Annotated in this window: 12 protein-coding genes; 2 read left to right on the forward strand and 10 right to left on the reverse strand. The window is 48.1% G+C overall.

Going from position 1 to position 11,706, the window contains the following annotated elements:
• Positions 1-109: 109 nt before the first annotated feature.
• Positions 110-1,876, reverse strand: a complete 1,767-nt coding sequence (gene dnaG / locus PSI9734_RS09915; RefSeq protein ID WP_173920987.1) for a DNA primase — start codon at positions 1,874-1,876, stop codon at positions 110-112.
• A gap of 210 nt (positions 1,877-2,086) precedes the next feature.
• Entirely contained in the window at positions 2,087-2,302 is a 216-nt protein-coding gene (gene rpsU, locus PSI9734_RS09920) for a 30S ribosomal protein S21 (protein WP_034733010.1), read from the reverse strand.
• A gap of 426 nt (positions 2,303-2,728) precedes the next feature.
• Between rpsU and PSI9734_RS09925 the strand changes: the two genes are divergently transcribed.
• A complete protein-coding gene (locus tag PSI9734_RS09925) occupies positions 2,729-3,376 on the forward strand; it encodes a MarC family protein (RefSeq protein WP_173920988.1) in 648 nt (215 codons plus the stop codon).
• A gap of 23 nt (positions 3,377-3,399) precedes the next feature.
• Here PSI9734_RS09925 and tgt read toward each other — a convergent pair whose 3' ends face one another.
• The 7 genes from tgt to PSI9734_RS09960 all read right to left on the reverse strand — a co-directional run bounded on the left by tgt (position 3,400) and on the right by PSI9734_RS09960 (position 9,855).
• Positions 3,400-4,515, reverse strand: coding sequence for a tRNA guanosine(34) transglycosylase Tgt (tgt, locus tag PSI9734_RS09930; RefSeq protein WP_173920989.1), 1,116 nt, complete (start codon positions 4,513-4,515; stop codon positions 3,400-3,402).
• Positions 4,516-4,569: 54 nt separating this feature from the next.
• On the reverse strand, positions 4,570-5,616 hold the full coding sequence (gene queA, locus PSI9734_RS09935; RefSeq protein ID WP_173920990.1) for a tRNA preQ1(34) S-adenosylmethionine ribosyltransferase-isomerase QueA: 1,047 nt from the start codon (positions 5,614-5,616) through the stop codon (positions 4,570-4,572).
• A gap of 108 nt (positions 5,617-5,724) precedes the next feature.
• Positions 5,725-6,639, reverse strand: a complete 915-nt coding sequence (locus PSI9734_RS09940; RefSeq protein ID WP_173920991.1) for a hypothetical protein — start codon at positions 6,637-6,639, stop codon at positions 5,725-5,727.
• 4 nt (positions 6,640-6,643) lie between these two features.
• Positions 6,644-7,219: a hypothetical protein gene (locus PSI9734_RS09945; protein WP_173920992.1), complete on the reverse strand. Its 576-nt coding sequence runs from the start codon at positions 7,217-7,219 to the stop codon at positions 6,644-6,646.
• Positions 7,216-7,758: an RNA polymerase sigma factor gene (locus tag PSI9734_RS09950; RefSeq protein ID WP_173920993.1), complete on the reverse strand. Its 543-nt coding sequence runs from the start codon at positions 7,756-7,758 to the stop codon at positions 7,216-7,218. The genes PSI9734_RS09945 and PSI9734_RS09950 overlap by 4 nt, the downstream gene beginning before the upstream one ends.
• A 133-nt stretch (positions 7,759-7,891) precedes the next feature.
• Positions 7,892-9,160 (reverse strand): inorganic phosphate transporter, encoded by a 1,269-nt coding sequence (locus tag PSI9734_RS09955; protein WP_173920994.1) that lies wholly within the window; start codon positions 9,158-9,160, stop codon positions 7,892-7,894.
• 14 nt (positions 9,161-9,174) lie between these two features.
• The gene (locus PSI9734_RS09960) at positions 9,175-9,855 is read right to left on the reverse strand and encodes a TIGR00153 family protein (protein ID WP_173920995.1); all 681 of its coding nucleotides are present in this window, start codon (positions 9,853-9,855) and stop codon (positions 9,175-9,177) included.
• 168 nt (positions 9,856-10,023) lie between these two features.
• On the opposite strand from PSI9734_RS09960, the gene PSI9734_RS09965 reads away from it, so the two are divergent.
• Positions 10,024-10,788, forward strand: a complete 765-nt coding sequence (locus PSI9734_RS09965) for a TerC family protein (protein ID WP_173920996.1) — start codon at positions 10,024-10,026, stop codon at positions 10,786-10,788.
• Between the two features lie 47 nt (positions 10,789-10,835).
• On the opposite strand, the gene PSI9734_RS09970 is transcribed toward PSI9734_RS09965, so the two are convergent.
• Positions 10,836-11,636 (reverse strand): DUF481 domain-containing protein, encoded by an 801-nt coding sequence (locus PSI9734_RS09970; RefSeq protein WP_246194900.1) that lies wholly within the window; start codon positions 11,634-11,636, stop codon positions 10,836-10,838.
• Positions 11,637-11,706: the final 70 nt, after the last annotated feature.

The following is an 11,706-nucleotide window of genomic DNA, read 5'->3' on the forward strand; positions in this document are numbered from 1 at the left end:
CGACTTGGCGCATTTATCGAACAAAATCAGCTACATAACGCCTTTATTAGGTCAGCCCTAGCTCCGGCATCAAACCCAAATGGTCAAAATCAGCAGATGTTGGTTTATTTCACTCATCAGTTTCAGTCGGCTGGTGCTTTTTGGCACGATGTTTCATCAGTGCCATATACTCTTGTTTTTCGCTGCGCGTTAAAGGTGCTTCACGCTCCTTCGCCAACAACTCATCGGCGCGCTGATCAACGAATAAGTCGATAAAATACAGGAAGGTATCGAAGAATTCTTGGCTAATCTTATCTTGATCGAGGTGATGTTCCCAGGTCACTAGCTGGCGTAATAATTTTTCTTCTCGGGTATCACGCCAAAGCTCGAGCAACTGTGCCGAGGTAAGGTTCTGTTCACGTGCCTGCTTATGCAACTGCATAAACACCTTGATTCCTGGCAGTTTGAGCTGCCCAAGCGATTCATGTACGGGTACTTCTTGGGCCAGCTGAGGGTATTGCAGCAATAATGCAATGGCGCGACGAATTGGCGTGATCTTTAGTTCGTCTCGCGCATTCAAGTTCGTTTTCAGCTGTTGCACTTGCGCCGCAACCTGAGAGACTTCACGTCGCAGTAACCGCGCTAATTCACGTAACAGCTCTTCACGATAATAATCACTGGCAATACGCTCGATGAGTGGCTTCGCTTGGCTAAGTAGTGCGGCCCTGCCACTGTCTGAGGCCAAGTCTAATTGCTCAGCCAAATGCGTGAAGAAATAGCTGGTAAAGCTTTGCGCTTGCTGCAAGCGCGCTTCGAAGGCTTGCGCACCTTCTTGCTGGACAATACTGTCGGGATCTTCTCCATCGGGCAAGAACAAGAAGTTCAGCTCGAGCCCATCGGTTAGTAACGGCAAGGCATTTTCTAACGCACGCCATGCCGCATCACGCCCTGCTCGGTCGCCGTCGTAGCAACACACCACCTTACGAGTCGCGCGAAACAGCATTTGCAATTGATCGGTGGTGGTCGCGGTACCTAGTGACGCTACGGCATAATTAATACCGTATTGTGCCAACGCTACCACATCCATATAACCTTCAACGATCACCACTTGATCGATCTGTCGGTGCGCCTGCTTTACTTCATAAAATCCGTACAGCTCTCGACCTTTATGAAACACACGAGTTTCCGGTGAGTTAAGGTACTTAGGCCCATCGCCTTCTAGAATTCGACCACCGAAACCAACCACACGCCCACGACGATCGCGAATAGGGAACATTACCCGGTCGCGGAAGAAGTCATAATGGCGACCATTATCATTACGATTAACCAATTTGAGATCGACTAACTGATCACGCGATCGTTGATCTTTCGACAGTGATTTTAACAACTCGTCCCAGCCATCTGGGGCATAGCCGATTTGAAAGGCTTTCACCGTTTCGCCGTTTAAGCCTCGACCTTTTAAATACTCAACAACTTTGCTGGCATTCGCGTGATGGCGCAACTGATGAGCGAAAAATTTCGCCGCATGCTCCATTTGCTGATAGTCGTCCGCCGCTTGTTGGCGTTTGCGCGCTTCAGCTTGCGGGTTGACCGTTGTTTCACGTGGCACTTCCATGCCCATCATCGCAGCTAACTCTTCCACTGCATCTGGGAAGTCTAGACCGTCATAATTCATTAAAAAATCAATGGCGTTACCGTGCTCACCACACCCGAAACAATGAAAGAACTGCTTATCGGGAGCCACCGTAAAGCTTGGTGACTTTTCGTTATGAAAGGGGCAACAGGCTTGATAATTTCGGCCAGCTTTTTTTAACGGCACACGGCTATCCACCACCTCAACAACGTCGGCGCGTTCAAGAAGATCATGAATAAAGCTTTTCGGGATAAGGCCTGCCATGGTATTTGGATTCCGTTTATCAGTACTGGACACTGTGCAACTGTGAGGATTGTACTTCCTCTGTGAAACTTTCAAAAGCCCAAATGAAAAAGCCGGACCACGTTTCCGTGTTCCGGCCTTCGAAAAGTTACTGAACGTTCCAGTAACCAGTCGCGACGTAAAAGCTAGCGACTCTATTTATCTAAGCGATTACCTATGTTTGGTAATGACTTAGTATAAACGAGTGCGACGCGCGTTTTCGCGCGATAATTTCTTCGCGTGACGTTTTACGGCTGCAGCTTTCTTGCGCTTACGCTCTGAAGTTGGCTTTTCGTAGAATTCACGACGACGCACTTCTGAAAGTACACCGGCTTTTTCGCAAGAACGCTTGAAACGGCGCAGCGCTACGTCAAACGGTTCGTTTTCTTTTACTTTAACAACTGGCATTAAAATCTCACCTCAATGAAAACTATGTTGTTGGGTTATCAACATTGGCCGTTTTTTGGCCATGACGAATAAAAATGGTGCTGAATTGTAGCGAGTTCAGATCCTGATGTAAAGCCCGCGATCAATTTAATTCTAGCATCGGTGCCCTAATTCGAACGAAAGGATGGAAGCGGTGAAGCACGGTATCAGGCTGGTCAACGAGAGTCCCATGCTATACATCACCGCTTCCAAAACAGGGGGAAGATAGATTCTAAGACTAGCTTAAATCCAATGTTTTATTTTTGTGACATATAGTATGACATTTTATTGCGCCAAACCATGACGTAGCAACTTGTTTCGTCTCAAATTCTAATTTTTCGCACTATAATTTCTTAAAATTGCTACAATATTGGTACTTCGCCACTTCATCTGTTTGAGTCTGCTGCTATGTTGGATACCCTGCTTTTTCAATTTACGTCGTTATTTACCATGATCAACCCCATTGCGGCGATCCCAATTTATATTGCCTTAACCGAAGCCATGACACCTAAGGCGGCACGCTGGGTTGCGATGCGCGCCGCGGTTACCGCCTGTATCGCGCTGACGGTATTTGCCTTGGTCGGTGACGCTATTTTCAGCTTCTTTAACATTTCAGTGAATGGCTTACGTGTGGCAGGTGGAATTTTATTCTTCGTGATGGGCTTTGAAATGCTACGCGGCCGCACAGTGCCAAAACGCGTGGACGGTGAAAGCGATGGTGATTACGGTTCAGATGTTGCTGTAACCCCTATTGGCATTCCCATGATCGCCGGCCCTGGCGCCATCACCATGGTTATCTTGTTTATTCAGGAAGGTAAAGTATCCGCGGCAACCACGGCTTCAAGTATTAGCTTGTTTATCGCCATCGCCGCGGTTTGTGCCTTAACTGCGGTCATTTTAGCTAGCGGTCGGAAGATGCTTGCGAAGCTGGGTCGCAGTGGTAGCAAAATCTTGATGCGCTTAATGGGGCTTATTGTGATGCTGATTGCGGTCGAGTTTTTCTTCGCCGGCATCAAGCCCTACATTATCGATATTGCCCGCTCGATCCCTGCCTAAACGGCAGGGACCTCATGCCTTTTTTAGTCAAGTGCTGGCACATCGCTGCCACGCTTGGCATAAAACTCCGCAACATGCTGCTCCAGCCTGTCTTCGGCAATCGCTTCGCGTAGCTCGCGCATAACTTTCTGGTAAAAGTGTAAGTTATGAATGGTATTCAATCGCCCACCTAACATTTCGTTCGAGCGATCAAGGTGGTGCAAGTAAGCCCGCGAATAGTTTTTACAGGTATAACAGTCGCACTCAGGATCTAAAGGTCCGGTATCTGTGCGATGTACCGCGTTACGAATTTTCACCACGCCCGTACTCACGAACAAATGGCCGTTGCGCGCGTTACGCGTTGGCATTACGCAGTCAAACATATCGACACCGCGGCGCACTGCTTCAACTAAGTCTTCTGGTTTACCTACACCCATCAGGTAACGAGGCTTATCGATGGGCATTTGCGGTGCAATGTGATCTAACACACGCATCATATCTTCTTTAGGCTCGCCAACCGAAAGTCCACCGATGGCATAACCATCGAAGCCTATGTCCGTTAAGCCCTCAAGTGAGATGGTACGCAGCTCTTCGTACATACCGCCTTGAATGATGCCAAATAGTGCTGAAGGGTTATCACCATGCGCAACCTTTGAACGTTCCGCCCAGCGCAACGAAAGCTCCATTGAGCTACGCGCCTCGGCTTGGGTTGCCGGGTAAGGTGTGCATTCATCAAAAATCATGACGATATCTGAGCCTAAATCCGCTTGCACTTCCATCGACTTCTCAGGCGTCAACAATATCTTTTCACCGTTGATAGGTGAGCGGAAGGTGGCGCCTTCTTCGGTGATCTTGCGTAGCTCACCCAAGCTAAATACTTGAAAGCCACCGGAGTCGGTCAGAATTGGCTTGTCCCAATTCATAAAGTCATGCAGGTCACCATGTTGTTTAATGATCTGAGTGCCAGGCCGCAGCATTAAGTGGAAGGTATTGCCTAAACAAATTTGCGCGCCGGTCGCCTCAACTTCTTCAGGCGTCATTCCTTTGACTGTACCTGCTGTACCGACAGGCATAAACGCTGGAGTTTCGACCACACCGCGGTCAAATATCATACGCCCGCGGCGGGCTTTGCCGCAGGTAGAGAGTAATTCAAACTTCATTTCATCACCGCTAAGTTAAATCACGGAAAAACAGTCCGAGAGCTCAAGTATACCTTAGCTCGACTGACGGGTCACAAACATCGCATCGCCGTAGCTGAAAAACCGATAGTTGTGCTCAATGGCTTGCTGGTAGGCATGCATCACATGGTCTTGCCCTGCAAATGCTGACACCAGCATAATTAATGTTGATTCAGGTAAGTGAAAGTTGGTGAGCATGGCGTCAACCAACTGAAACTCATACCCTGGATAGATAAAGATATCGGTATCGGCAAAAAATGGCGCGAGTTCACGCTGCTCTTGCTTTGCCGCTTGGGCCGCAGATTCTAATGAGCGCACCGACGTTGTGCCCACCGCAACCACTCGCCCACCTCGTTGCTTGGTTGCGGTAATTGCAGCCACCGTTGCCGCAGGCACTTCTGCATATTCACTATGCATGTGGTGTTCTTCAATGTTGTCAACGCGCACGGGTTGAAAGGTGCCTGCGCCAACGTGCAGGGTTACATAGGCAAACTCAACCCCCTTGTTAGCTAGCTCGGCAAGTATGGCATCGTCGAAATGCAGTCCGGCGGTCGGTGCCGCAACAGCACCTGGCTTTTTATTGTAAACCGTTTGATAACGCTCTTTATCGCTCGCTTCATCGGGGCGGTCAATATAAGGCGGAAGTGGCATGTGTCCATGCTGCTCTAAAACCTCTAGAACGCTGTCTTCGGTCACAAATTGCAACTCAAACAGCGCATCGTTGCGCCCTATTACTTCCACTTCAACAGCATTTTCTAAACGCAACCGTTGCCCCGCCTTAGGCGCTCGGTTACTACGCACATGCGCCAACACACGGTTCTCATCGAGCATGCGCTCGACAAGTACTTCAACTTTACCGCCCGACAGCTTTTCACCTAACATTCGCGCGGGAATCACACGGGTATCATTGAAGACCAATAAGTCTCCGGGCTGCAGCTGCTCGGTGATGGCTTTGAACTGTTCATGGCCCACCTTGCCGCTGTTTCCATCAAGGGTCAGCAGGCGACTAGCGCTGCGTTCAGGTTGCGGATAGCGAGCTATCAATTCGTCGGGTAAATCGAAACTAAAATCTTTAACGTTCATAAGGCTTACTGCTGCTGTTTAGAGCGCGTACTTTACCCTTTTTAGCAGACAAAAAAAAGCACGCCAAGCGACGTGCTAAACAGAGATGACAACCGATCAATTGACCAGTTAAAAGCTATACGTTGTTGCCTGCTTTAAAAGATCACTGGCCGATGAACAATTTTCTAGCTGTTGTTTGCTAAATATAAATACTTTTGCCTTGCTTCCGCTTTCTGAACTCGCACCTTCAACAACGAAATTAACGTTTTCCGATGCTGGCAGCGCGCGTAACGTGCGGCCATAGTCACACAAGGTTGTTGCCATCGCTTGTTCCAGTGCAGCTAACTGTTTCGTTTTGCGTTCCTCTTGTTTCGCTTTACGGTCGGCCATCTTAGCCTTTAGTTTTTCTCTTGCTTGCTTGAGTTCAGCGCGAGCTAAAGAGATTTCCTGTTCACGCTCGGCTAATTCTTGTTTAGCTTGTTCCAATTCTCGTTCAATACTCTGGGCATCGCCCTCATTAGCATTTTTAGCCAGCTCGAGGTCGCGCACGCGACGACGCAGGTCACGAACTTCATGGGCATGGTCGCGCATTTCGCGAGAGACCTCACGCACCACTTCAATTCGCTCACCCTCAGAGTTTTCGTCTTCAATGATGATCTCAATATGTTCCAGCGCTTCGCCAGCTGCCGCTAACCCTTCAGCCACGGCGGTTTCAATTTCAATCGATTCAACGTCACTTAGGTGAGGCAAGTCGGGCATATTCGGCATAGGAGGCATTGGTACACCGCCATCAAAGAACATCATTCTGCCGCCCCCTATTTTAGCGCTATAAACAACGCCTTGTCCGGCAAGGTAGTTGTAGCTTAAACGGCTACGAAACTCACCTGAAGCTGCCTGCTCTTGCTGTTCTAATGTGGTGTTAAAAATGCCGTTCATAATTTCTAACTGCTTTCGTAATTCGCTGCGCTGTTGTTCGTTGGCAGTTGCCGTAGTACTGCTAACTAACGCCCAAGCAACAGCTGATATAACAATGAGGCTACGCATGGTCTTACTCCTGGTTTTGATAAGTTGGATAGTCGTTTACGTTGTCTTGCTCAAATAATTCGTCGGTTACTTGCGCCAGTTGATGGGCCAAGTACACCTGGTCATCTTCCCGTTGTGCGTTCACATAACGTATTAAGTCTTCCATATCTTGTTGGCGCTCGGTTCTATTAGTAGTTAGCACGTAGCTGACCAGCTGCTGGTTCGCTGCTGCGAGATCGGTGCTGAAGTCTTGGCGCAAATTCTCCGCATAATTGGCAAGCTGTAGCTGTTGCTTGGCTGTTAGAATCGCCATTTGCTCATCGACTGCGGCTTGCAGCTGTTGCTCATCAAGCCCACTGCCAAACCGAACATTAAAACCTTGTTCGGTAACCTGAACCTGCAACTGCGTGACTACCGCAATCACCGCGAGCATTGAGCAAGCGAATGAGACCAGCGGTAAAAAAGGTCGCTGCCACCACGCTAGCCTTGCCTCTCTCGAGGCTCGAAAAGTAGCCTCCCGAGGCCACTCGGGCACGTCTTCGGCTCGCGTTTCTGCTGCTGTTTTGCTAAGCCAAGCTTGAAATTCGTTGGTCTGACTCATACCGCCTCCAGTATTTCTTGTAACCTATCCACCGCTTTATAAAGCCGTGACTTAACGGTATTTAGTGGAACCTCAATTTGTTCACTAATTTCTTGCAGTTTTAGCTGCTGAAAGAACTTTAGCTCTACAACTAAACGCTGCTCGAGCGATAGCTGCTGCATTGCGGCCACCAGCCGCTGGGTGTCTTCCTGCCCAGAATAGACGGCTTCGGGGTCGTGCCACTCTGAGCCACTGGCCTGCTGATCAACGTCATAATCGTCAGCAAACTCTTTGCGCTTGCGAAAGTGTTCAATACAGCGATAGTAAGCGATACGCATCAACCAATTCTTAAAGGAACTGTCGCCACGCCAGCCTGCTAAATTGCGGAACAACGAAACGAATACTTCTTGCATCAAATCAAGCGCATCGTCTCGACTGCGGCTCATGCGCAGAGCATAGTTGAACACTAGCCCTTCATATCGTTGAACTAACTGCAGCCACGCTTGTTTATTATTCTCAAGGGCTCGTTTTACGAGCCGTTCGTCCGATGGTGCAAACACAAGTTCGATTCCTCTGCTTCTTTGCTACTAAAGTCGTAAGCAACAGCGATAAAGTTCTCATTTTTCGAAAAAAATTAGTTGGGCACAAAAAAAGGCGACCGAAGTCGCCTTTTTAACTAGCCTCAAGTGACGCCTACACGCCAAACGACGCTTTAATAATATAGAAGAAAATAATCGACATGATTGCACCCGCGGGCAAGGTGACGACCCAAGACACCACAATATTACGCACCACGCCAAGATTCAGCGCTGCAATACCACGTGCCATACCGACACCCAGCACAGCACCGACCAAGGTTTGCGTAGTTGAGATAGGTAGCCCTGTGCCTGAGGCAATGACAACGGTGGAAGCCGCCGCAAGCTCGGCCGCAAAACCCCGGCTTGGGGTAAGGTGGGTAATACCCTTGCCAATCGTTGCGATAACGCGCTTACCTAGCATCGCCAGGCCGAGTACGATACCGATAGCCCCTACCGGCAGAACCCACCAAGCAAGTTGCGCCTTGCTCGAGATCTCACCGCCACTTTGCACTATGCTAACGACCGCAGCGAGCGGACCTATCGCGTTAGCCACATCGTTTGAGCCATGGGCAAAGGCCATCGCACAAGCGGTCACAACCATCAATACCGCAAACACTTTCTCGACGTTGGTATAATGCATATCTTTATCTGCTGACGGATCAAGCTTCAACCGGCTGATCATCACTTTACCCAGCAAGAACACGACAATGCCAACACCGAATGCAAGTGCTAAGCCTTCAAAAAATGAAAAATTAATACCGACGTGCTTTAAGCCTTTTTTGATCGTCACTAGGGCAATTACAAAACCTGTCAGACCCATATAAAAAGGCACATAGCGCTTGGCCATATCTAACGGGTTTTCCCGATCAAAAATCAGTTTTTGAGCACTTATAAAAATAAAGTAGGCGAGTAGGCCCGCTATCATCGGTGTCACCACCCAACTGCCGACGATACCCAATACTTTGGACCACTCGACAGCGTCGGGGCTCACCCCTACTGCGGCAAAACCAACGATGGCACCAATAATTGAATGCGTGGTTGATACCGGCCAGCCCAAATAAGAGGCGATTAGCAGCCAAAAGCCAGCGGCTAATAGGGCCGCAATCATGCCAAAGACCAATAGCTCAGGCGCATCAACAAAATAAGCTGAGTCGATGATTCCTTTACGAATGGTTGAAGTGACTTCGCCACCGGCCAAATAGGCGCCGGCGAATTCGAAGATCATGGCAACAATAATAGCTTGTTTGATAGTTAACGCTTTTGAACCAACCGAGGTTCCCATAGCGTTTGCGACGTCATTTGCACCGATACCCCACGCCATAAAAAAAGCAAATGCTGATGCTAGTAAAATCAGCGTAAGGTTATAAGTAGAAATAATATCCATTGTTCGTCTCCGCTTTAGACCCGTGCCAGCATGAGTTCGAAACGAGCACCCACACGCTCAGCGAGGTCCGCGAGATCACCGACCCAATCCAGAATTTTATAAAGAAACATCGCATCCAACGGATTCATATCTTGCTCGAGGGTCCGTAACTGGCGACGTAGCTTTACTTGCAGCGCATCGGTATCTTGCTCGATGCTGTCGAGTTCTGAGATCAAACTATCAACAATGCGTCGTTCACGCCCTTTAAAGCCAACCTCAAGCAAGTCATCGAACTCACCGATGGTTTGCTTTGCTTTGTCGGTCGCATCGAGGCAGCGTTGTAGGTAGGCATCAAAGCCATCGACCATGGTTTTCGGAATTTGTAATTCGCGCCCGGTAATCAGGCCGGAGATGTCTTTCGCTTTATTGGCGATCCGGTCCTGCTGTGAAACAAGCTCAAGTAAATCGGTTCGCTCGACCGGCATGAAGAGTCCGCCAGGAAGGTTGAGACGAATTTGGCGCTTCATATCATCGGCAGCCTTTTCTTTCTTTACAATGGCCTTGCGATGTTCTTCAGCATCATCCCAGTTATCTGCGTAAACAGCTTGGAAGAAGGGTTTTAAAGTCATCGCACAGTCATGTACCAAACCAATGTGTTCAATCATTGGTTTAATTGGAGACTTCGCGAAGACGCCAAGAAACGAATTTGCAGACATAAAAGTTCGCCTTTGTTGCTGCTATTAAAGTCAGTTTTAGCCCCTTTTTTTGGGGTTGCGCGCATACTAGCTAAATCGTTGAAGACACGCAAAACTTATTCCATGTTGTTTTTGCACAACATGGTGTTTATTGTAATTCAATCATCACAGATTGTAAGAGAAACCTATATGTTTGAATGGATCTTTTTACCCGAAGCTTGGGTCGCCTTGGCCACATTAACCGCGTTAGAGATCGTGTTAGGCGTTGATAATATTATATTTATTTCGATTTTAGTGGGCCGACTTCCCGAGCAACAGCGTCAAAAAGCGCGTCAGGTGGGATTGTTACTGGCGATGGGAATGCGCATTGCACTACTACTCAGTATTGTTTGGGTGATGGGATTAACCGACCCCTTATTTTCAGTCTTTGAGTTTAGCTTTTCAGGGCGTGACCTTATTCTTTTCTTTGGCGGGCTGTTTTTGCTCGGCAAGAGTACATTAGAAATTCATCATAGCCTCGAGGGCGTTGAAGAGCAGAAAACCAGTGGCAAAGCAGCAACCTTTGGCGCAATTATTACGCAGATTGCGATTATTGATATCGTTTTCTCGTTAGATTCGGTGATTACTGCTGTCGGTCTTGTCGACTACGTGGCAGTGATGATTATTGCCGTTATCGCCGCAGTATTAGTGATGATGTTGGCGGCCAAAGCCATTGGTGAGTTCGTTGACAGTCACCCAACGATAAAAATGCTGGCGCTCAGCTTTCTTATTTTAATCGGCTTTACACTGATGGGCGAGGGATTGGGCTTCCATGTACCAAAAGGCTACGTGTATTTTGCCATGGCCTTCTCGTTGATCGTTGAATTGCTAAACATTAAAGTCCGCAAGCGTAATAAACCCGTGCATTTAAAAAAGCGGGTTGCCGAAACTCAGTCGACAACCCGCTCAGATTAGTAGCTCAATTTTAAATCACTCAATACTCTTTTGAATGACTCGATACTTTAGAAACTGTAGACCAAGGTCACTGCAGTTTCGGTGTCGAGTTTTTCTTTCGAACTATCTTCTAAGTATGAGTTGTGATTCGCTGCGACGGAGAATTTCAACGCCAACGAGCTATTTACGTTCGCTGAAATCGATAGCTCTGCACGTGATTTGGTGTTCTCTTCACCAATCTCGGTCGATGCTAGCGCATTGAATTTAGAGCTCTTGGTAATATCCCACACCAAGTTACCTGCTAAACGAAGGATGGCACTGGTTTCTTGCTCTTGCACTACGCCATTAACGATAGGCTTATTCACCGAGAAACCTGGACCAATCTCATAGTCTGCATACAGCGCTTCACTGTAACGATAGCGAGCACCATAACCTACAGCGACAGTACCTTGGTATTCGTAACCACTGAACTTGTCTTCTTCATAAGAACCAAACACAAAGACCGAAGAACGACTATCAGGCTCAAACTTGTAGTTCGACTGACCAGACAAGAATAGCTTGTCGCCGGTGACATAAGTCTCACCGGTACTTTGGTCTTCCTGTTTAGAGCGGTAGTAATCGATAATACCTTTGTGACGCCAATTTTCGTAGTCACGAGCCGCCGCTAACTTGGTTTTAAAGGTTTCGGTTTTAGTGTTACCTGAGGTGAACAACAAGCCAAGCTCGGCTGAGGCATCCCAGTCTTTTTTCTCGTCAGTGTTCAGGTCACTCGCATCGTCGTACATGAAGATTGACGCTTGCGCATGTACTGCGGAGCCGGCTGCTAAAAAACCGAGCACAGCCAATGCCGTTAATGTCTTTTTATACACCACTAAATACCTCTATTCTTCGTCCGTAGTCCCACGTTACCACTAGTATAACGTGGGTTTATGGCGAAAA

It is taken from the genome of Pseudidiomarina piscicola (genome assembly GCF_902806985.1).
GTDB lineage: Bacteria > Pseudomonadota > Gammaproteobacteria > Enterobacterales > Alteromonadaceae > Pseudidiomarina > Pseudidiomarina piscicola.

What these genes read in the sequence shown, in the direction of transcription:
- dnaG (WP_173920987.1), bottom strand. Translation starts at nt 1,876, where the DNA reads ATGGCAGGCCTTATCCCGAAAAGCTTTATTCATGATCTTCTTGAACGC.
- rpsU (WP_034733010.1), bottom strand. Translation starts at nt 2,302, where the DNA reads ATGCCAGTTGTTAAAGTAAAAGAAAACGAACCGTTTGACGTAGCGCTG.
- PSI9734_RS09925 (WP_173920988.1), top strand. Translation starts at nt 2,729, where the DNA reads ATGTTGGATACCCTGCTTTTTCAATTTACGTCGTTATTTACCATGATC.
- tgt (WP_173920989.1), bottom strand. Translation starts at nt 4,515, where the DNA reads ATGAAGTTTGAATTACTCTCTACCTGCGGCAAAGCCCGCCGCGGGCGT.
- queA (WP_173920990.1), bottom strand. Translation starts at nt 5,616, where the DNA reads ATGAACGTTAAAGATTTTAGTTTCGATTTACCCGACGAATTGATAGCT.
- PSI9734_RS09940 (WP_173920991.1), bottom strand. Translation starts at nt 6,639, where the DNA reads ATGCGTAGCCTCATTGTTATATCAGCTGTTGCTTGGGCGTTAGTTAGC.
- PSI9734_RS09945 (WP_173920992.1), bottom strand. Translation starts at nt 7,219, where the DNA reads ATGAGTCAGACCAACGAATTTCAAGCTTGGCTTAGCAAAACAGCAGCA.
- PSI9734_RS09955 (WP_173920994.1), bottom strand. Translation starts at nt 9,160, where the DNA reads ATGGATATTATTTCTACTTATAACCTTACGCTGATTTTACTAGCATCA.
- PSI9734_RS09960 (WP_173920995.1), bottom strand. Translation starts at nt 9,855, where the DNA reads ATGTCTGCAAATTCGTTTCTTGGCGTCTTCGCGAAGTCTCCAATTAAA.
- PSI9734_RS09965 (WP_173920996.1), top strand. Translation starts at nt 10,024, where the DNA reads ATGTTTGAATGGATCTTTTTACCCGAAGCTTGGGTCGCCTTGGCCACA.